The sequence below is a fragment of the Phenylobacterium sp. T106 genome, from assembly GCF_057219735.1.
The window spans coordinates 98483-117545 of sequence record NZ_JBXVWA010000001.1 but is presented as its reverse complement, the minus strand read 5'-3'; the positions used below and the strand labels follow the sequence as shown (position 1 = coordinate 117545).

Sequence of the window (19063 nt, the reverse complement as noted above, 5' to 3'; positions counted from 1 at the left end):
CGGCGTCGGGGCGACCTAGGCCGGCGTCTCCACGGTCGCCACGGCCTGGGCCAGGAGGCCCTCCTGGCGGCCGGTGAAGCCCATGCCCTCGGTCGTGGTCGCCTTGACGCTGACGCGCTCGACCGGGATCTCCAGGATCTCGGCGATCCGGGCGCGCATGGCGTCGCGGTGAGGCCGGATCCTGGGCCGCTCGCAGACCAGGGTGACGTCCACGTTGACGATCCGGCCGCCGCGGGCGGCGACCCTGTCGGCGGCGTGCTTCAGGAACCGGTCGGACGAGGCCCCCTTCCACCGCTCATCCGTGGGCGGGAAGTGCTCGCCGATGTCGCCGTCCCCGACCGCTCCGAGGATCGCGTCCGTCAGCGCGTGCAGGCCGCAGTCGGCGTCGGAGTGGCCGATCAGGCCATGCTCGTGCGGGATGAGGACGCCGCAGAGCCAGACCGCGTCGCCGGGACCGAAGCGGTGGGCGTCGACGCCCTGGCCCATGCGCACGATGCGCTGGCCGCCGGCGAGTTGCTCGGCCATCAGGAAGTCCTCCGGGTAGGTGAGCTTCATCAGCATCGGGTCGCCGGCCACCAGGGCGACCGCGCCGCCCGCCCGCTCCATCACCGAGGCGTCGTCGGTCGGCTCCTCGCCCGCGGGCCAGGTCCGGTAGGCGGCCTTCAGCCTGTCGTGCCGGAACGCCTGGGGCGTCTGGGCGCGCCAGAGGCCGTCGCGCGAGACGGTCGCGGTGACCACGCCGTCGCCGCGCTTCAGCGTGTCGGGCACGGGCGTCGCGGGGATGGCGCCGTCGGCGTGCTCGAGAGCGGCCAGCAACCGCTCGACATGCGCACGGGCGACGAAGGGTCGGGCTGCGTCGTGGATCAGGACCGCGTCGTCATCCGCCGCCGTCAGGGCCGCGAGGCCCGCCTGCACGGATGCGGCGCGCGTAGAACCGCCAGCCACGGCCGTCCACCCGGCGAGGCCCGCGAGCGCGCCCTCCACCTGCGCAAGCCGGTCCGGGGCCACCACCACGACCACCTGCTCGGCCCCCGCGCTCAAGAGCCCCTCAACCGACCAGCGCAGGATCGGTCGTCCGCCCAGGAGGCGCCAGGCCTTGGGATCGCCGGGCCCCGCGCGGAGACCTTCACCGGCTGCAACGACGACGGCGGAGAATTTCATCGCGTGGCTCTTAGGGAAGCGGGGCGACTTATTCCAGCTTTCACGCTTTACGGCGCCGCAGCATTGTGCCTAGAAATGGGGCATATGTACGTGATTAGAAAATGAGCAAAGAACTCGAGGTCGGGGGCGTCAAGGTCGCGGGACGGGTCTGGATCGCCCCGATGACGGGGGTGTCGGACCTGCCGTTCCGCCGCGCCGCGACACGCCTGGGCGCGGCCTATGTCTCGACCGAGATGGTCGCATGCGCCGAACTGGCCAGGGGCCGGCCCGACGTGGTCCGCCGCGCGGCCGTGGGGGAGGGGCTCCCGCTCACGGTCATCCAGCTGGTCGGCCGCGATCCCCAGGCGATCCGCGAGGGCGCGCGCATGGCGGCGGCCGCCGGCGCCGACATCGTGGATCTGAACTTCGGCTGCCCGGCCCGCGAGGTCACCGGCGGTCACGGCGGCTCGGCGCTCATGCGCGAGCCCGCCCTGGCGCTGGAGCTGATGGAGGCCGCCGTCACCGCGGTGGATGTCCCGGTGACGGTCAAGATGCGCCTGGGCTGGGACGACGCCTCGCGCAACGCGCCCGGGCTGGCCGTGGCGGCCGAACGGATCGGGGTCCGTGCGATCACTGTCCACGGGCGGACCCGCTGCCAGTTCTATAAGGGCCAGGCCGACTGGGCCGCCATCGCCGAGGTCAAGGCGGCGGTGTCGACCCCGGTGATCGCCAACGGCGACATCGTCGACGGTCGGACGGCCCGGGCCGCCCTGGCCGCGTCCGGCGCGGACGCCGTCATGATCGGGCGCGGCGTCTACGGGCGCCCGTGGATCGCAGCCGAGATCGAGGCCGAGCTGGACGGCCGCGCCTTCACGCCGCCTGACGCCGAGGCGCGCCTCGCCATCGCCGTCGCCCACCTGCGGGACAGCATCGACTTCTACGGAGAACGGCTGGGCCTGCGGATCTTCCGCAAGCACCTGGCCGCCTACATCGAGAACGCCCCCTGGCCCGCGGACCCCGCGGCCCGGCGCGAGGCGCGCGCGGCGCTCTGCCGCCTGGAGGACGCCCGATCGGTCGAACGGGGGCTCGAAGCCCTCTGGATCGCACCCGACCGGAGACTGGCCGCATGACCGGCACGACACGCTTGCAGACCCGCGGCGTCGAAATGGACGCCCTGAAGGCGCAGGCCTTCGAACTGTCCCCCGATCCCGCCCTGGTGGTGAGCCAGGACGGCGCCCTTGTGGCCGTGAACGAGGCCGCGGAAGGCCTGTTCGGCCAGGGCCTCGGCCTGCTCGCCCGCGGCCGCTTCCGCGCGGCGTTGCCGCCGGGCTCGGCCCTGGTCTCGCTGCTCAACCGCGCCATCGAGGAGGACGGCCGCGTCCGCGAGCGCGGCGTTCAGATCAGCCTCTTCGGCCTGCCGCCCTTCGAGGCCGACGGCGCGGCGGCCCCGCTGGGCGACGGCTCGGTGCTGCTGACCCTGTCGGTGAAGGGCGGGCTCGGCAACGAACGCAGCGCGCACGAGGCCGCCGGCCTCCGCTCCCTGGTCGGCCTCGGCCGCATGCTGGCGCATGAGATCAAGAACCCGCTGGCGGGGATCCGCGGCGCGGCCCAGCTGCTGAAGAGCGGCGCCAAGGCCGAGGACGCGCCGCTGGCTCAGCTCATCGTGGACGAGACCGATCGCGTCCGCCGGCTGGTCGATCGCATGGAGGCCTTCTCGGACGACGCCCTGCCGTCGCTCAGCCCGATCAACATCCACCAGGTGCTCGACCGCGTCCGCGCTCTGGCGGCCAACGGCGTGGCGGACGGACTGGGGCTGAAGGAGATCTACGACCCGTCGCTGCCGCCCGTGCTGGGCGACGAGGACCAGCTGATCCAGGTCTTTCTGAACCTCGTGAAGAACGCCGCCGAGGCCGCCCACGCCCGCGGCGACGACCGCGGCGAGGTCTCGATCCACACCGCCTACCGGCATGGCGTCCGCGTCCGCTCGGCCAAGGGCCAGGCGCTCCGCGGCGCCCCGATCGAGGTCCGCATCCAGGACAATGGGCCGGGCATCCCCGAGCACATCCGCGAGAGCCTGTTCCAGCCGTTCGTGACGTCCAAGGCCAACGGCGCGGGTCTCGGCCTCGCGCTCGTCGCCAAGCTCGTCGCGGCGCACGGGGGCCTCATCGATTTCGAATCCGAACCCGGGCGCACCGTCTTCCGCGTGCTCCTGCCCATCGCTTCCGCCGACGACACCTACCTGGATGCGCCCGAATGAACGCGGCCTCGAAGAAGATCCTGATCGCCGACGACGACTCGTCGATCCGCCTGGTCCTGTCGCAGGCGTTCACGCGCCTGGGCTATCAGGTGCGCGCGACGGGCAACGCAACGACCCTGCTGAAATGGGTGAGCGACGGGGAGGGGGACCTCGTCGTCACCGACGTCGTCATGCCCGACGAGAACGTCTTCGACGTCCTGCCCCGCATCCGCAAGCAGCGGCCCAAGCTGCCGGTGATCGTGATGAGCGCGCAGAACAACCTCATCACCGCCGTCAACGCGGCGGAGGTCGGCGCTTTCGAGTACGTGCCGAAGCCGTTCGACCTCGACGACATGACCTCTGCCGCCAGGCGGGCGCTGGCGCGGCCCGCGGACGCCGAGGCCTCCAAGGCGCAGGCGCGTGCGGTCCGCGATGACCGGCTGCCGCTGATCGGGCGCTCGGGCCCGATGCAGGACGTGTACCGGACCATCGCCCGGCTCGTGGGCGCCGACCTGACGGTGCTGATCACCGGCGAGAGCGGCACGGGCAAGGAACTGGTCGCCCGCGCCCTCCACGACATGGGGCGGCGGCGCGACGGCAAGTTCGTCGTCATCAACCTGGCCGCCACCCCGCGCGAGCGCGTCGAGAGCGAACTCTTCGGCAAGGAGGAGGGCGACTTCGGGAAGCTGGTGGAGGCCGACGGCGGGACGCTGTTCCTGGACGAGATCGGGGACATGCCGCTCGACGCCCAGACGCGCCTGCTCCGGGTCATCGACGGCTCGGAGCCGGCGTTGAACCCCAAGACCGGACGCCGGCCGAACGTGCGCATCATCGCCGCCACGAACCGCGACCTGCGCGCCCTGATCCAGCAGGGCCTCTTCCGCGAGGACCTCTTCTTCCGCCTGAACGTCGCCCCGCTGCGCCTGCCGCCGCTGCGGGACCGCGCCGAGGACATTCCCGACCTCGCCCGCGCCTTCCTGCTGCGCGCCAACCGCGAGGGCCTGCCGGCCAAGACCATCGACGCCGGCGCGCTGGACCGCCTGAAGCGCCACAGCTGGCCCGGCAACGTCCGCGAGCTGGAGAACCTCGTGCGGCGCATCTGCGCGCTCTACGGCGAGGACCTGATCACCGCGCGGATCATCGAGAAGGAACTCTCCGACCAGCAGCCCGTGATGCAGGGCCAGGAGGGTCCGGCGACCCTGTCGCAGCTCGTCGAGCAGAAGCTGGCCGGCTACTTCGCCGATCAGCCCGACGGGATACCGCCCGCCGGCCTGTACGACCGGGTTCTCGAGGAGGTGGAACGGCCGCTCATCCAGCTCACGCTGGCCGCCACCCGTGGCAACCAGGTGCGCGCCGCCGAGATCCTCGGCCTCAACCGCAACACCCTGCGCAAGAAGATCCAGGATCTCGGCGTGGAGATGGCCCGGGGACGCCGGTAACGCCATCCCCGGGCGCTGTCGTAGCGTACAGGCTGCGCTGTGCGCCCGCGCAACATAGGTGTTGATTTCGGAGCACAGGTCCCTAGGCTCCGCACGCGATGGCGTTGCTTGCCCACCCCGCGTTCCGGCATCCGGCGCTGACCCGGATCCGAGCCGCGCTCCAGTCCCGGCTCGCGCTCGGCGTGGGCTATGGCCTGGCGGCCCTGCTGACGGGCGTCGCCATCTTCCTCGCCGCGTCGCCGCCCGAGAAGGGGCCGCTGGGTCCCGCCAGCGACGTGATCCTCACGGTCCTGTTCCTCAACCTCGTCCTGATCCTCTTCCTGCTCGTCTCGGTGGGCACGCGGATCTTCGAGCTGCTCGACGCCCGGTCCTCGGACGCGGGCGCGCGCCTGCATGTGCGGTTCGTGGGGCTGTTCGCGGCGGCGGCCCTCGTTCCGGCGGCCGTCGTGCTCATCTTCTACGGGCTCGTGGTCTCCAGCGGGGTCGAGAAGTGGTTCTCCCAGCGGGTGCAGACCGTGGTCGAGAACTCCGCGACCGTCTTCCAGTCCTATATCGACGAGCAGACCGGCTACATCCGCGACCATGTGATTCCCATGGCCGGCGACCTCAACCGCGAGGCGGCGGGGATCGCGGAGAAGCCCGATAGCGCCGGGAGCTATCTGGAGGCGCTGGCGTCGTTCCACGCCTTCCCGGCCGCCTACCTGGTGGACCGCCAGGGCCGGGTCCTGGCCCGGGCCGAGGCGTCGGGCGCTCCGCCGTACGTGCTGCCGTCCCAGGCCGCCTACGCCGCCGCCGACCAGAGCGAAATCTACATCCCGAACTTCGACGCGGGCGTGATGCGGGGGCTCTACAAGCTGACCGCGTTCAACGACGTCTACCTGTACGTGACCCGACCGCTGAAGCCCGGGATCATGGGCTACATGCGGGAGTCGGAGTCCGAGCTCGCCTCGTACCGGGACGTGGCCAAGAACCGCGAGCGGATCCAGGCGATCTTCGTCCTGAGCTACGCCGAGACCGCCATGCTGGTGCTGGTCGGCGCGGTTTGGCTCGGGCTTGCGGCCGCCAACTCCATCACCGCGCCCATCAGCCGGCTCGTGCAGGCGGCGGGGCGGGTGGCCGGCGGCGACCTGTCGGCCCGCGTGGACGCCGAATCGGATCCCGCCGAGATCGCCGTGCTGTCGCGCGCCTTCAACAGCATGACCCACGACCTGCAGGCCCAGCAGGAGGCCCTGCGCCGGGCCGGCGAGGAAGCCGAGGAGCGGCGCCAGTTCATTGAGACGGTGCTGGCCGAGGTCAGCGCGGGCGTGATCGGCCTGGACCCGGACGGGCGCATCTCGGTCACAAACCGCCAGGCCTCCGTGCTGCTCGCGCTGCCGCGCGACCAGGGCCGCGGCCGCCGCCTGGCCGACGTGGTGCCCGAGTTCGCCGAGCTTGCGGCGGCGGGCCGCTCCGGGGAGGCCGAGGAGGAGATCGACATCACCCGCGGCCGCGACCAGCGGCGGCTTCGCGTCCGGGCGAGCCAGTCCGAGGGCGGCCTCGTGTTCACCTTCGACGACGTCACGCGTCTGGTCGCCGCCCAGCGGAACGCCGCCTGGCGCGACGTGGCCCGGCGGATCGCCCACGAGATCAAGAATCCGCTGACGCCGATCCAGCTCTCGGCCGAGCGCCTGCGGCGCAAGTACCGCAAGGACATCGCGCCCGCCGAGCTGGAGACCTTCGATCGCTGCACCGACACCATCGTGCGCCAGGTCGGCGACATCGGCCGGATGGTCGACGAGTTCTCGTCCTTCGCGCGGATGCCCGCGCCCAAGTTCGCCCGGCTGGACGCCGCCGAGCTCCTGCGCGCGGCGGTGTTCGCGCAGCGCGTCGCCAGCCCGGATTTCGAGGTCGTGCTCGAGGAGCCGATCCACGAGGCCGCGCTGCACGCCGACGGGCGCATGATCGGCCAGGCCCTGACCAACGTGCTGAAGAACGCGGCCGAGGCGGTCGAGGGGCGGCGGGCGAAGGAGCCCAAGCTCAAGGGCCGGATCGTCGCGCGGCTGGTCTCCGACGAGCATGGCGTGGCGTTCGAGGTCGAGGACAACGGCGTCGGCCTGCCGGCCAAGGACCGCGACCGGCTCACCGAGCCCTACGTCACGACGCGCGAGAAGGGCACCGGCCTGGGCCTCGCGATCGTGAAGCGGATCCTGGAGGACCACGGGGGCGAACTCGAGCTGACCGACGCCCGTGACGGGCAGGGGGCCCTGGCGGTGCTGCGACTGCCGGCGGCGGCCGCCCAGCGCCACGCGAGGCCGGCGGCGGCCGTATCTGCGGAATAGAGGTGAAAGATGGCGTCTGACGTTCTGGTGGTCGACGACGAGGCCGATATCCGCGAGCTGGTCGCGGGGATCCTCACGGATGAGGGGTACGACGTCCGCACGGCCAACGACTCCGAAAGCGCGTTGGCGGCCGTCCGGGCCCGCAAGCCCGCGCTGCTGATCCTCGACATCTGGATGTCGGGCGGCGGGATGGACGGCCTGGAGCTGCTGGACCTGGTCAAGACCCTCGACGGGGACCTGCCGGTCATCATGATCTCGGGGCACGGCAACATCGAGACCGCGGTCTCGGCCATCAAGCGGGGGGCCTACGAGTTCCTGGAGAAGCCGTTCAAGTCCGACCGGCTGATCCTGGTGGTCGAACGGGCGCTCGAGGCCGCAAACCTGCGGCGCGAGAACCGCAGGCTGCGCGCCCAGGCGATCACGCCCGAGGGTCTGCTGGGCCGTTCCATGGCCGCGCAGCAGCTGCGCCAGATGATCGCCAAGCTGGCGGGCGCCAACAGCCGGGTCCTCATCTCCGGCCCCCCAGGCTCGGGCAAGGAGACCGTGGCGCGGCTGATCCATGGCGGCAGCCACAGGGCCCGCAACGAGTTCGTGCCGATCTCGGCCGCCGGCATGACGCCCGAGCGCATGGACGTCGAGCTTTTCGGCGAGGAGGGCGCAGGCGGCCGCCCCGCCAAGATCGGCGTCTTCGAGCGCGCCCACGGCGGCACGCTCTACCTCGACGAGGTGGCGGACATGCCGCGCGAGACGCAGAGCCGCATCCTGCGCGTCCTGGTGGAACAGCGCTTCCGAAGGGTGGGCGGCGACGCCGACGTGCAGGTCGACGTCCGGGTGATCTCGTCCACCTCGCGCGACCTTCGCGAGGAGATCTCCGCCGGGCGCTTCCGCGAGGACCTGTTCCATCGGCTGAACGTGGTCCCGGTGAACGTCCCGGGGCTCTCCGAGCGGCGCGAGGACATCCCCGAGCTCATCGAGGACTTCATCACCCGCATCTGCGACGCCTCGGGCCTGCCCAAGCGGCGGCTGTCGGACGACGCGCTAGCCATGCTCCAGGTCCGGGCCTGGCCGGGGAACCTGCGCCAGCTGCGCAACAACGTCGAACGGATGCTGATTCTGGCGTCGGGCGCCGTCGGCGACCCGATCACGGCCGACATGCTGCCGCCGGAGGCTTCGGTGAACGACCAGTCCGGGTCGCTGGGCGCCGAGCGGATCATCGCCCTGCCGCTGCGCGAGGCGCGCGAGGTCTTCGAGCGCGAATACCTCAACGCCCAGATGCTGCGGTTCTCGGGCAACATCTCGCGCACCGCCGCCTTCATCGGCATGGAGCGGTCGGCGCTGCATCGCAAGCTGAAGTCCCTGGGCCTGTCGGGCGCCCGGGCGCTGGAATCCGAGGAGCTCTAGGGGGCATGAGCCGCATCGCCTACGTCAACGGCCGGTTCGTCCCGAAGAGCCAGGCCTCCGTCCACATCGAGGATCGCGGCTACCAGCTGGCCGACGCCGTCTACGAGGTGTGGGCCCTGTTCGACGGCAAGCTCGCCGATCCCGAGGGCCACTTCGCGCGCCTCGAGCGCAGCCTCTCGGAGCTGCGGATCGACATGCCCATGAGCCGCAAGGCGCTGACCACGGTCCTGCGCGAGACCGTGCGCCGCAACCGGATCCGCGAGGGCCTGGTCTACCTGCAGGTCAGCCGCGGGGTCGCCCGCCGCGACCACGCCTTCCCGACCGTTCCGACGCCGCCGGCCGTGGTCGTCACCGTGAGCCGGGTGGACCGCGCGGCCACCGAGGCGCGAGCCGCCGCGGGGGTCGCCGTCGTGACCACCCCCGAGAACCGCTGGGGCCGCTGCGACATCAAGACCGTCGGCCTGCTGCCCAACGCCCTGGCCAAGCAGAAGGCCCGCGAGGCCGGGGCCGTCGAGGCCTGGTTCGTCGACGACCTGGGGCTCGTGACCGAAGGCGCATCCTCCAACGCGTGGATCCTCGACGGCGACGGCGTGCTGCGCACCCGGGACACCCAGGCCAACATCCTGCGGGGCGTCACCCGCCTGTCGCTCCTGGACGTGGCCCGCGAGGCCGGGCTGAAGGTCGACGAGCGGCCGTTTACGCCCGACGAGGCCGTGCAGGCGCGGGAGGCCTTCATCACGGGCGCCGGCACGCTGGTGCTGCCGGTCACCCGGATCGACGGCAAGCCGGTCGGCGACGGCAAGGTCGGGCCGGTGGCCTCGCGACTGCGGCAGCTCTATATCGAGCGGGCCAAGGCGACCGCGATCTAGGTTGCGCGTTGACCTCTCTCGGGCGGATTTCCGGCAACCGCAGGAAAAGCGCCGCCCGTGATTGCAAGCGCCGCCGTTTGGCGCTTAGCGTCACTCCCGTGTGTGGGCGGACGGCCGCCCGGCGACAACGAAAAGGCGGAAAGCCGTGAGCGACAAGAAACAGAACCTGCAGGACACCTTCCTTAACAGCGTGCGGAAGTCGAAGACGCCCCTCACCATCTTCCTGGTGAACGGCGTGAAATTGCAGGGCGTGGTGAGCTGGTTCGATAACTTCTGCGTTCTCCTGCGCAGGGACGGGCAATCCCAGCTCGTCTACAAGCACGCGATTTCCACCATCATGCCGGCGCAGCCCGTGCAGCTCTACGAGCCGGCAGACGACGAGGCCGATTGAGCCCGACCAAATTCGTTGACCGCGAGGCGCCCGTGCAGGGCGCGATCGTCGTCCATCCCGACCGGGAAGGGCGCGCTGGCGCGCGCCAGCCCGAGGCGCGGCTGGAGGAGGCCGCCGGCCTCGCGCTCGCGCTCGACCTCGAGGTCCGCGAGGCCGTCATTGCGACCCTGCGCAAGCTGACGCCTGCGACCCTGTTCGGCGGCGGCAAGGTGGAGGAGATCGCCGCGCGCGTCCGGGCGGCGGAGGCCGACGTGGTCGTCGTCGACGATGCGCTGACGCCCGTGCAGCAGCGCAACCTGGAGAAGGCCTGGCAGGTCAAGGTGATCGACCGCACCGGCCTCATCCTCGAGATCTTCGCCCGGCGGGCCCGCACCCGCGAGGGCCGGCTGCAGGTGGAACTCGCGCGCCTCACCTACGAGCGCTCGCGCCTGGTGCGCACCTGGACCCACCTCGAGCGCCAGCGCGGCGGCTTCGGGGTGATGGGCGGCCCCGGCGAAACCCAGATCGAGACCGACCGGCGGCTCATCGCCGAGAAGATCGGCAAGCTGAAGCGCGAGCTGGAGGAGGTGCGCCGCACGCGGACCCTCGCCCGCTCGGCCCGCCGGCGGATCCCGTTCCCGGCCGTGGCCCTGGTCGGCTACACCAACGCCGGCAAGTCCACGCTGTTCAACCGGCTGACCAAGGCCGAGGTGGTGGCGCAGGACATGCTGTTCGCCACGCTGGACCCCACCATCCGCGCGCTCAAGCTGCCCGACGGCCGGCCGGCCATGCTTTCCGACACCGTTGGCTTCATCTCCGACCTGCCCCATGAACTGGTCGAGGCCTTCCGCGCCACCCTGGAGGAGGTGCGCGAGGCCGACGTGGTGCTACACGTGCGCGACATCGCCAGCGCCGAGACCCGCGAGCAGGCGGACGACGTACGCGCGGTCCTCGGCCAGCTGGACGTCGACATGGACGAGCGCCGCATCCTCGAGGTCTGGAACAAGGCCGACCTCCTCGACGCCGAGGCCCGCGCCGAGGTGCTGCAGGACGCCCGCCGCGCGCAGCCGCCCGCCATCGTGGTGTCGGCCGTCACGGGGCAGGGGGTCGACGACCTGCTCGCGGCGATCGCCGGGCTGGTCGACGAGGCCCCGCCCGTCCAGGTGCTGACGCCGCCCGGCGACGGCGCCGCGGTGGCCTGGCTCTATCGCCATGGGCGCGTCATCGAGCGCCGGGAAGGGGAGGACGGCGCGGTCACCCTCACCGTCAGCCTGACGCCCCAGTCGCTGGGTCAGTTCGAGCAGCAGTTTCCGGCGGCCAAGGTCGACGCCGCAGAGGGCTAGGGCTTTGGAGCTTTCTCGGCGAGCGCCTTGAGGCGGTCGGGACAGGTCTGGCGGGCGCAGAGCTCGGCGGCCATCGCCGCCTGCATCTCGGGCATGATCGCCAGACTGGCGTCCGTAACGTTGCGCATTAGGGCCGGCATCTTCGCGGCCATCGAGCGGCCGACAGGCGTCCGGTAGAACGCGAGTATCTCCTGCAGTTCCTCCTCGGTGAAGGTCTGGGCGTAAGCGTCGATGCTCACCGCCATGATCCGGGGGGTCACGCGCTGCAGGGCCGCCGACATCGCCTCGGCCATCTGCCCGGCCTTGGCCCTGGTCTCGGGACTCATGTCGGCAGTTGCGTGGGCCATCATCTGCTCGATCATGTTCCTCGTCATGGAAGCGAGGTTCGCGGTCATACCGGTCTCGTCCATCAGCTGCTGCGCCAGCTGCCGCTTGGCGTCGGCCGTCTGCGCCAGCCCCGGAGCGGGCCCGAGGCACATGCCGACGAGCGCGAGCGCTCCCACGATTCCTGCGACGTTCATGACGTTCCCCACCGCAACCCGGCCCAGCAAGGCACAGCTCGGCGGATTCAGGAAGAGCCGGCGCGTTCCCGGGCTTTCACCTCTTCCCAGAGCGCGTCCATCTCGCCGAGATCGGACTGGTCCGGCGTCTTTCCGCGCTTGGCAAGTTCTGCTTCGACGTACTTGAAACGACGAACGAACTTGGCGTTGGTGTACCGCACCGCGTCCTCGGGATCGACGTCCAACGTGCGGGCGATGTTGGCCACGACGAACAGGACGTCGCCGATCTCGTTGCGGGCCTTCTCCAGGTCGCCGGCCTCGATCTCGGCCAGCAGTTCGCCGACCTCTTCGTGCAGCTTCGCCACGACGTCCTGCACGCTGGGCCAGACGAAGCCCACCTGCGCGGCTCGCTTCGAGAGCTTCACCGCCCGGGTAAGCCCCGGGAGCCCGACGGGCACGTCGTCCAGCAAGCTCTGCGCCTTCCCCTTGCCCGCCCGCTCGGCCGCCTTCAACGCCTCCCAGCCGGCCTTCTGATGCTCCAGGCTGGCGTAGGTTTCCTCTGCGAAGACATGCGGATGGCGGCGGATCATCTTGTCGTTGATGGCCCGCACCACGTCGTCGAAGCCGAAGTCGCCGCGTTCCTCGGCCATGCGGGTGTGGAACACCACCTGCAGCAAGAGGTCGCCGAGCTCGTCCTTCAGGTCGGCGAGGTCGCCGCGCTCGATCGCGTCGGCGACCTCATAGGCTTCCTCCACCGTGTAGGGCGCGATGGTGGCGAAGGTCTGCTCGAGGTCCCAGGGGCAGCCGTCTGCGGGGTCGCGGAGCCGGGCCATGATCGCAAGCAGGCGGTCGATCGGCTTCAGGTCGGCTGGCGGGGCAGGGCGTGTCATCGGGGTCCGGAAATGCAGAACGGCGCGCGGCGATCAGACCGCGCGCCGTCCGCTGGCGCAAGGATGTGCTGCCGGCTAGCGCTTGGCGAGTTCCTCGCCCCGGGCCAGCTTCCGGGCGAACCGATCGAACGTCCAGGTGGCGTCGCTCCAGGTCCAGTTGCCGACGGCCTGGCGGATGTCGCTTTCGTACCAGCGGTAGCTCAAGGGCGTCGTCCGGCCGTCGGCGGCCACCACCTGGCCGTCGATGGCCGCGCCGCCGACGCCGAAGCTCTCGAGAGACAGTCCCGGCTTGTCGCCGAGCTGCTTGAAAGTCGGGCGGTTGGGCTTCACGTCGGTGATGGTCAGCGAGATCCGCGCGCCGTCGTAGGCGCCGGTCTTGCCCAGCGCCTTTTCCACCGAGGCGCGCAGGTCGCCGATCAGGATGTCGGCCTCCCGCATCCCGTAGGTCTTCTGGAACTTGGCCTGCATCTCGGGCGACAGGCCAACGTCGACGGAGGCTGGGGCAGCGAACGCCGCCGTGGCGGCGCTGGCGAAAAGGGCGGCTGCGGAGAGAGCAAGGAGGCGCATTTGGGCTCCCGGGGTTCGTGTCCAGTAATTACGTAACATGTGGGTTGTCGGACGCATCTTCGCAAGTTCGTGAACGCATCGGGCGGCGACTCGCCTGAGAGGCGAATCCAGGTAGCTTCGGCGGGGAATGGAAGCCCATGGAGCGAGCGCCATGCGCGAGGCCGTCTTCCAACCGTCGCGAACCCTTGGCGTCGCGGCGCGCCCCAGCCGCCCTTGGCCGGCGGGCTATGGACTCGCCCTTGGCGGAGTGGCGTCTCTCGCTCTGTGGGCGGGGATCGTCTGGCTTCTGGCGCACGTCGTCGGATAGCTGCTCAGGGCCGGAGGGGCCCCGAGTGTTCTCCCGTCCATTTCTCGCCTAAGGAAGATTATCGGAAATATGCCTATGGGGTCCGGGCCAGGCCGACGCCCCCCACCGGCGCTGTCTCGAAGCGCTCTCCGAAGCCCGCGATCAGAGGCCGCGCGGCGGCGATGGTCGTCTGCACCGCCGGGAGCCGAAGCGACGCGGCGTGGCTCGCGGCGCTGTCCCACACCTCGGTGATCCAGATCGCGTCGGGCGAGCCCGGATCCCTGGCGACGATGTAGCTCATGCAGCCCGGCATCTTGCCGAGGCCGCTCATCAGCAGCGCCATGAGCTGATCCCGTTTCCCGGGCTGCGCCAGCATCTTGCCGATCAGGCCGTACATCGGGGCCGCGGCCGCGGCGTCAGAACCGGCCAGCACCGCCGCGGCGGCCGAGCCGCCCAGGAACTCGCGTCTTTCGAACATCCGCCGAGGGTTACGTCCGGTGATCCCCATTGCAAGCCCCAGGGAAGCCGGGCTCTATCGCGTGAACGAAGCGGCCGTCAGAGCCGCTCTCGCATGGGAGGAAAGATGACGCAGTCCGCCGGCGACGCGGGCGCGCGCGGAGGCTACGGCCTCCTGGTGCTGCTCACCCTGATGAACGTCATCAACTTCGTGGACCGCCAGCTGTTGGCGAGCTTCTCGAACTTCATCGTGCCCGACCTGGGGCTCACCAACACCGAGTTCGGTCTCCTGACCGGCCTGGTCTTCATCGTCTTCTACGCGGTGGCCGGCTTCTTCATGGGCGCGCTGGCCGACATGGTGAACCGACCGCGCCTGATCGCGATCGCGATGTTCGCCTGGAGCGCCCTGACGGCGGCGTCGGGCCTCGCGAAGAACTTCGTCTCCCTGGCCATTCCGCGGGTCTTCATCGGCATCGGCGAGTCCGCGCTCACGCCCACGTCCATGTCGCTGCTCGCCGACCGGTTTCCTCCAGAAAGACGCGGCTTTGCGTCAGGATTCTACTACATGGGCGTGCCGGTGGGCGTGGGCGTCAGTCTGCTCATCGCAGGCTTCCTCGGCCCGGCGATCGGCTGGCGGAACTGCTTCTTCCTGCTGGGCGCGATCGGGGTCCTGTTCTCGCTGGTGGTGCTGCAGGTGAAGGAGACGCGGCCGCCCGCGGCTCACGGGGTCGAGCGGCCGAAGTTCGGCGAACTCCTGAAGGTGTTCGTGGCGGCGCTGAAGGCGTCCCCGCCCCTGCAGCTCACCATCGCCGCCGGCGTCGCCATCCACTTCCTCCTGGGCGCGGCCACCTTCGACCAGCTCTGGCTGGTCCGGGAGCGGGGCTTCGAGAAGGCCGAGATCGCCATCATCACCGGGCTGATCTCGGTGTTCGCGGGCGTGGCCGGCAATCTCTTCGGCGGCATCGCCTGCGACCGCTTCGTCGCCGCCACGGGCCAGAGCCGCCCGATGTTCATGGTGTGGGTGCTGCTGGCGCTGCTGCCCATCAACCTGACCTATCGCCTGATCGATCCGCAGAACGCCATCTTCTGGCTCTGCCTGGTCGTGGGCTCCTTCCAGCTGGGCGTCTTCTATGGCCCGACCTTCTCGGCGGTGCAGGAACTCTGCCCGCCCCAGGTCCGCTCCACGGTGGTGGCGTTCTACATCATGTCGCTGAACGTGGTCGGCCTGGGCATCGGCATCACCGGCAGCGGCATCATGGTCGACGTGCTGACCGCCCAGGGCAACACGCACCCCTACAGCTGGACCCTGTTCACCTTCACCGCCCTCTCGGCGCTGTCGATCCCCTGCTACTTCGCCGCCGCGAAGCTGTCGGGCCGCCGGCCCGCGCTGGCCGGCTAGACCCGGAGCTCGCCCGAGGCGACGCGCCGCAGGGTCTCGACGAAGAAGCCCGGCTCGAGCGCCTTCACGCGCGCCTCCAGCGACGCGGCCGTGTCGTCCGGCAGCACCGGGACGCTGCGCCGGGCCAGCTCGGGCCCATGATCGTAGATCTCGTCCACGCCGTGGACGACGATGGCGCTCTCGGGAACGCCGGCCGAGATCACCGCCTGGTGCACGCGTGCCCCGTACATCCCCTCCCCGCCGAACCGGGGCAGAGGTCCCGGGTGGATGTTGAGGATGCGCCCGGCGAACCGCCCGAGCGTCTGCGGGCCCAGCCGGCGCAGGTAGCCGGAGAGCACGATCAGCTCGACCCCTGCGCCTGCGAGCGCGTCGGCCAGCCGCGCGTCGGCCCCCACGGGGTCAGCCACCGTGGGAATGCACAGGCAGGGGACCCCCTTCTCCGCCGCCCAGGCGAAGGCCGCGCAGTCCTTCTTGTTGCTCACCAGCAGCCGCGCCTCGGCGTCGAGTTCGCCTGCGCCGATGGCGTCCACGATGGCCTCGGCGCTCGACCCGTTCCCCGAGGCCAGGAACCCCAACCTGAGCCGCCGCGCGCTCACGACGCCGCCAGGTCATGGATGAAGCTGAGACCGTCGTAGGCCGGCTCGACGCCCGGCGGCAGCTCTGCGACCAGCTGGGCGTAGTCCATGTCGATGTGCATGTTCGTCAGGATCGCGCGCCGCGGCCGCGCCCGTGCGATCCACTCCAGGGCGCGATCCAGGTGGGCGTGGGTCGGGTGAGGACGGCGGCGGAGCGCGTCCACGATCCACACGTCCAGCCCCTCCAGCGCGGCGAAGGCGGCGTCGTCCAGGTCGACCACGTCGCTCGAATACGCCACGTCGCCGAACCGGTAGCCGACCGAACGGACGCCGCCGTGATCCTGGTCGAAGGTGCGCACCGGGATCGCGCCCGACGGGCCGTCCACCTGCCAGGGCGCGCCGTGGTCCGGGATCAGCCGCCGCTCGCAGATGGCGGGATAGCCGCCCTCCCCCTCGAAGATGTAGCCGAACCGCCGCATCATAGTCCGGTCGGTGGCCGCATCCATCCAGCAGGGGATCCGCGCCTGCTGGCGCAGGAAGAAGGCGCGCACGTCGTCCAGCCCGTGGACCTGGTCGGCGTGGTCGTGGGTCAGGAGCACCGCGTCGCAGCGCGTCATGCCGGCCCGGGCGGTCTGGATCCGCAGTTCCGGCGAGGCGTCGACCAGCGCCGTCGTTTCGCGCCCCTCCCCCACCCGCTTGACCAGCAGCGAGCAGCGGGTGCGGAAGTTCTTCGGCTCGGCCGGGTCGCAGATTCCCCAGTCGCCGTCCGCCCGCGGAACGCCGCCCGAGGAGCCGCAGCCCAGGATGGTGATCTCTAGGCGGCCGGTCATGGGCGCGGGATCCGGTCGAAAAGGTCGAAGAAGGCGTCGGTCGTCCGCTGCTCGGTCGCCTCCAGGCTCCAGCCGCGCACCTCGGCCAGCTTCGCCAGCACATGGCCCACATAGGCCGGCTCGTTGCGGCGGCCGCGGTGCGGGACCGGGGCCAGATAGGGGCAATCCGTCTCCACGATGATCCGGTCCTCCGGCATGTCGCGGATCACCGCGCGCACATCCTCGGCGGCCTTGAACGTGGCGATCCCGGACACCGAGAACCAGGCGCCGAGGGCCGCGCAACGGCGCGCGAGCTCCGCGCCCGAGGTGTAGCAGTGCATCAGCAGGCGGAACGGCCCGCGCGCGTACTCCGTTTCCAGGATCTCGCCCATGACCGCGTCGGCCTCGCGGGTGTGGACGACCAGCGGCAGGCCGGTCTCGCGCGCGGCCTCCACGTGGACGCGGAAAACCCTGGCCTGGATCTCGCGAGGACTGAGGTCGTAGTGGAAGTCCAGGCCGCACTCCCCGATGCCGACCACGCGCGGATCGGCCGCCATCCGCACCAGCGTGGCGGCGGAAAGGCCGGGGTCCTCCTTCGCCTCGTGCGGGTGCGTGCCCACCGTGCACCAGATGTCGGGATGGTCGGCGAGCGCGCGCACCGCGGCGAAGTTCGACACCCGGTCCGAGATGTTGACCATCAGATGCACGCCGGCGGCGCGCGCCCGGGCGATCACCGCGTCGCGGTCCTCATCGAACTGCGGGGCGTGCAGGTTGACGTGGCTGTCTATCAGCATCGGCGGTTCGGGCCGTCTCCCTAGGTCCGGGCGGCCTGGCGCAGCTCGGCCAGCGCGGCGAACAGCGCGTCGGCGCGATCCAGGTTCAACCCGTCCACCTCGCGCGGCAGGCGCTGGAGCGTCTCCCACGCCGCGGCCCAGCGATCAAGGTCGCCGATCCCCTGAGCGGCGCGGTCCTTCGCCAGGGCGTGCACGCGGTCCGAGAGACGGTCGAACAGCAGGGCGAACCGCGCCGGCCCCTCCCCGCCGCGGAACCCCTCGGCCAGCGACAGCGCCCGCGTCTCGTCGACGTTCGGCAGGTCCGCCAGCAGTTCGCGCGCCGCGTCGTCCATCGCCAGCGCCTCGGCGGCCGCCAGCTGCAGCGCCCGGCCGGGGGCGCCCTCGGCCATCCGCGACAGGCGCAGCGACTCCTCGACGTTCACCTGGGCGTGGGCGCGGACGAACGCCGCGGACTCCTCAAGCTCGAGCGGGCGGAAGGCGAGCCGGCGGCAACGCGAACGGATCGTGGGCAGGAGGCGTCCGGGCGCATGCGAGACCATCAGCAGTACGCCGCGCGGCGGCGGCTCTTCCAGGGTCTTCAGGATGGCGTTGGCGGCGTTGACGTTCAGGTCGTCGGCGGCGTCGATGATCGCCACCCGGTGCGGGGCCGCCGCCGGCGACTTCGAGAAGAACTCGGCCAGCTTGCGGGCGTCGTCCACCGGGATCAGCCGCCGGGCCTTGCCGTCGGGGCCCTCCCGCTCCAGCACCATCAGGTCCGGGTGGCTGCGCGCCGCCACCTGGCGGCAGACCGGGTGCTCGGGGTCCGAGGCCAGCAGGCCATGGTCCGGATCGGGGGCCGCGCCCAGCAGCCGGCGCGCCGCGCGGTAGGCGAAGGTCGCCTTGCCGACCCCCATGGGCCCGGTCAGCAGCCAGGCGTGATGCAGTCGCCCCCGGCTGCGCGCGTCCTCGAACGCGGCCTCGGCGGCCTCCTGGCCCTGCAGCGTGAACACCTCGCGCGGATGCGGAACGTCCAGCTCAGCCATCTGTCGATAGCCGCTCGCGGACGGCCGCCCCGACCGCCGCCTCGACCGCGTCCATGCTGGCCGCTGCGTCGATGATCACGCACCGGCCGGGCTCGCGGGCGGCGATCTCCAGGAAGGCCGCCCGCAGGCGCTCGTGGAAGGCCGCGCCCTTGGACTCGAAGCGCATCTCCGCCCCGGCGCGCGCCTGCGCCCGCTGCAGTCCGACCTCCACCGGCAGGTCGAACACGAGCGTCAGGTCCGGCGTCACGTCGGCGATGACGTGCTTCTCCAGGGCTTCGATGAGCGCCGGGTCCACGCCGCCGGCCGCGCCCTGATAGGCGCGCGTGGAGTCGGCGAACCGGTCGCAGATCACCCAGGCGCCCCGCTCCAGGGCCGGCTGGATCACCCGCTCCACGTGATCGCGCCGCGCCGCGTACATGAGCAGCGTCTCGGTCAGGGGACTCCAGCGGTCGGCGTCGCCCCGAAGCACCAGGTCGCGGATGCTCTCCGCGCCCGGCGAGCCGCCCGGCTCGCGCGTCGTCAGGACCTCGCGCCCGGTCCGGCCCAGCCGCGCCGCCAGGCGGACGACCTGGGTGGACTTGCCGGCGCCCTCGCCGCCCTCGAAGGTGATGAACCGACCGCGCGCCATCTGCCGGCCAAATTGGCCGGT

Annotated in this window: 19 protein-coding genes; 9 read left to right on the top strand and 10 right to left on the bottom strand. The window is 71.2% G+C overall.

Annotated features, from left to right (window positions below):
• Positions 1-15: 15 nt before the first annotated feature.
• Positions 16-1161 (bottom strand): bifunctional 2-C-methyl-D-erythritol 4-phosphate cytidylyltransferase/2-C-methyl-D-erythritol 2,4-cyclodiphosphate synthase, encoded by a 1146-nt coding sequence (locus AC2D8W_RS00580; protein ID WP_484669896.1) that lies wholly within the window; start codon positions 1159-1161, stop codon positions 16-18.
• Between the two features lie 101 nt (positions 1162-1262).
• On the opposite strand from AC2D8W_RS00580, the gene dusB reads away from it, so the two are divergent.
• The 8 genes from dusB to hflX all read left to right on the top strand — a co-directional run bounded on the left by dusB (position 1263) and on the right by hflX (position 11116).
• Complete coding sequence (dusB, locus tag AC2D8W_RS00575) at positions 1263-2270, top strand: tRNA dihydrouridine synthase DusB (protein ID WP_484669895.1); 1008 nt, start codon at positions 1263-1265, stop codon at positions 2268-2270.
• Positions 2267-3397: a two-component system sensor histidine kinase NtrB gene (locus tag AC2D8W_RS00570; RefSeq protein WP_484669894.1), complete on the top strand. Its 1131-nt coding sequence runs from the start codon at positions 2267-2269 to the stop codon at positions 3395-3397. The genes dusB and AC2D8W_RS00570 overlap by 4 nt, the downstream gene beginning before the upstream one ends.
• Entirely contained in the window at positions 3394-4815 is a 1422-nt protein-coding gene (gene ntrC / locus AC2D8W_RS00565; RefSeq protein WP_293479809.1) for a nitrogen regulation protein NR(I), read from the top strand. Before AC2D8W_RS00570 ends, ntrC begins: the two co-directional genes overlap by 4 nt.
• A 98-nt stretch (positions 4816-4913) precedes the next feature.
• Positions 4914-7133, top strand: coding sequence for a sensor histidine kinase (locus AC2D8W_RS00560; protein ID WP_484669893.1), 2220 nt, complete (start codon positions 4914-4916; stop codon positions 7131-7133).
• Positions 7134-7142: 9 nt separating this feature from the next.
• Positions 7143-8534, top strand: coding sequence for a nitrogen assimilation response regulator NtrX (ntrX, locus tag AC2D8W_RS00555; protein ID WP_293479813.1), 1392 nt, complete (start codon positions 7143-7145; stop codon positions 8532-8534).
• Positions 8535-8539: 5 nt separating this feature from the next.
• On the top strand, positions 8540-9403 hold the full coding sequence (locus AC2D8W_RS00550) for a D-amino-acid transaminase (RefSeq protein ID WP_484669892.1): 864 nt from the start codon (positions 8540-8542) through the stop codon (positions 9401-9403).
• Between the two features lie 145 nt (positions 9404-9548).
• A complete protein-coding gene (gene hfq / locus AC2D8W_RS00545; protein ID WP_111274395.1) occupies positions 9549-9794 on the top strand; it encodes an RNA chaperone Hfq in 246 nt (81 codons plus the stop codon).
• On the top strand, positions 9791-11116 hold the full coding sequence (gene hflX, locus AC2D8W_RS00540) for a GTPase HflX (RefSeq protein ID WP_484669891.1): 1326 nt from the start codon (positions 9791-9793) through the stop codon (positions 11114-11116). Before hfq ends, hflX begins: the two co-directional genes overlap by 4 nt.
• Here hflX and AC2D8W_RS00535 read toward each other — a convergent pair.
• From AC2D8W_RS00535 to AC2D8W_RS00520, 4 genes are all read right to left on the bottom strand, one after another.
• Positions 11113-11637, bottom strand: coding sequence for a DUF2059 domain-containing protein (locus AC2D8W_RS00535; RefSeq protein WP_484669890.1), 525 nt, complete (start codon positions 11635-11637; stop codon positions 11113-11115). The two genes, hflX and AC2D8W_RS00535, sit on opposite strands and share 4 nt — an antisense overlap.
• Positions 11638-11684: 47 nt before the next feature.
• Positions 11685-12506 (bottom strand): nucleoside triphosphate pyrophosphohydrolase, encoded by an 822-nt coding sequence (mazG, locus tag AC2D8W_RS00530; protein WP_484669889.1) that lies wholly within the window; start codon positions 12504-12506, stop codon positions 11685-11687.
• A gap of 75 nt (positions 12507-12581) precedes the next feature.
• Entirely contained in the window at positions 12582-13073 is a 492-nt protein-coding gene (locus AC2D8W_RS00525; RefSeq protein ID WP_484669888.1) for a hypothetical protein, read from the bottom strand.
• Between the two features lie 380 nt (positions 13074-13453).
• The gene (locus AC2D8W_RS00520) at positions 13454-13837 is read right to left on the bottom strand and encodes a putative quinol monooxygenase (RefSeq protein WP_484669887.1); all 384 of its coding nucleotides are present in this window, start codon (positions 13835-13837) and stop codon (positions 13454-13456) included.
• Positions 13838-13942: 105 nt separating this feature from the next.
• Between AC2D8W_RS00520 and AC2D8W_RS00515 the strand changes: the two genes are divergently transcribed.
• On the top strand, positions 13943-15214 hold the full coding sequence (locus tag AC2D8W_RS00515) for a spinster family MFS transporter (RefSeq protein WP_293479826.1): 1272 nt from the start codon (positions 13943-13945) through the stop codon (positions 15212-15214).
• Here the strand turns inward: AC2D8W_RS00515 and purN are convergent.
• From purN to tmk, 5 genes are read right to left on the bottom strand one after another with little or no spacing between them, the layout of a single operon-like run.
• Complete coding sequence (gene purN / locus AC2D8W_RS00510; protein ID WP_484669886.1) at positions 15211-15789, bottom strand: phosphoribosylglycinamide formyltransferase; 579 nt, start codon at positions 15787-15789, stop codon at positions 15211-15213. The two genes, AC2D8W_RS00515 and purN, sit on opposite strands and share 4 nt — an antisense overlap.
• 17 nt (positions 15790-15806) lie before the next feature.
• Positions 15807-16619, bottom strand: a complete 813-nt coding sequence (locus AC2D8W_RS00505) for an MBL fold metallo-hydrolase (protein WP_484669885.1) — start codon at positions 16617-16619, stop codon at positions 15807-15809.
• Entirely contained in the window at positions 16616-17392 is a 777-nt protein-coding gene (locus tag AC2D8W_RS00500) for a TatD family hydrolase (protein WP_484669884.1), read from the bottom strand. The genes AC2D8W_RS00505 and AC2D8W_RS00500 overlap by 4 nt, the downstream gene beginning before the upstream one ends.
• Positions 17393-17412: 20 nt before the next feature.
• Positions 17413-18414: a DNA polymerase III subunit delta' gene (locus tag AC2D8W_RS00495; RefSeq protein WP_484669883.1), complete on the bottom strand. Its 1002-nt coding sequence runs from the start codon at positions 18412-18414 to the stop codon at positions 17413-17415.
• Positions 18407-19042, bottom strand: coding sequence for a dTMP kinase (gene tmk, locus AC2D8W_RS00490; protein ID WP_484669882.1), 636 nt, complete (start codon positions 19040-19042; stop codon positions 18407-18409). The genes AC2D8W_RS00495 and tmk overlap by 8 nt, the downstream gene beginning before the upstream one ends.
• Positions 19043-19063: the final 21 nt, after the last annotated feature.

Coding starts and splice junctions, on each gene's coding strand:
- AC2D8W_RS00580 (WP_484669896.1), bottom strand. CDS start 1,161: ATGAAATTCTCCGCCGTCGTCGTTGCAGCCGGTGAAGGTCTCCGCGCG.
- dusB (WP_484669895.1), top strand. CDS start 1,263: ATGAGCAAAGAACTCGAGGTCGGGGGCGTCAAGGTCGCGGGACGGGTC.
- AC2D8W_RS00570 (WP_484669894.1), top strand. CDS start 2,267: ATGACCGGCACGACACGCTTGCAGACCCGCGGCGTCGAAATGGACGCC.
- ntrC (WP_293479809.1), top strand. CDS start 3,394: ATGAACGCGGCCTCGAAGAAGATCCTGATCGCCGACGACGACTCGTCG.
- AC2D8W_RS00560 (WP_484669893.1), top strand. CDS start 4,914: ATGGCGTTGCTTGCCCACCCCGCGTTCCGGCATCCGGCGCTGACCCGG.
- ntrX (WP_293479813.1), top strand. CDS start 7,143: ATGGCGTCTGACGTTCTGGTGGTCGACGACGAGGCCGATATCCGCGAG.
- AC2D8W_RS00550 (WP_484669892.1), top strand. CDS start 8,540: ATGAGCCGCATCGCCTACGTCAACGGCCGGTTCGTCCCGAAGAGCCAG.
- AC2D8W_RS00535 (WP_484669890.1), bottom strand. CDS start 11,637: ATGAACGTCGCAGGAATCGTGGGAGCGCTCGCGCTCGTCGGCATGTGC.
- mazG (WP_484669889.1), bottom strand. CDS start 12,506: ATGACACGCCCTGCCCCGCCAGCCGACCTGAAGCCGATCGACCGCCTG.
- AC2D8W_RS00525 (WP_484669888.1), bottom strand. CDS start 13,073: ATGCGCCTCCTTGCTCTCTCCGCAGCCGCCCTTTTCGCCAGCGCCGCC.
- AC2D8W_RS00520 (WP_484669887.1), bottom strand. CDS start 13,837: ATGTTCGAAAGACGCGAGTTCCTGGGCGGCTCGGCCGCCGCGGCGGTG.
- AC2D8W_RS00515 (WP_293479826.1), top strand. CDS start 13,943: ATGACGCAGTCCGCCGGCGACGCGGGCGCGCGCGGAGGCTACGGCCTC.
- AC2D8W_RS00505 (WP_484669885.1), bottom strand. CDS start 16,619: ATGACCGGCCGCCTAGAGATCACCATCCTGGGCTGCGGCTCCTCGGGC.
- AC2D8W_RS00500 (WP_484669884.1), bottom strand. CDS start 17,392: ATGCTGATAGACAGCCACGTCAACCTGCACGCCCCGCAGTTCGATGAG.
- AC2D8W_RS00495 (WP_484669883.1), bottom strand. CDS start 18,414: ATGGCTGAGCTGGACGTTCCGCATCCGCGCGAGGTGTTCACGCTGCAG.
- tmk (WP_484669882.1), bottom strand. CDS start 19,042: ATGGCGCGCGGTCGGTTCATCACCTTCGAGGGCGGCGAGGGCGCCGGC.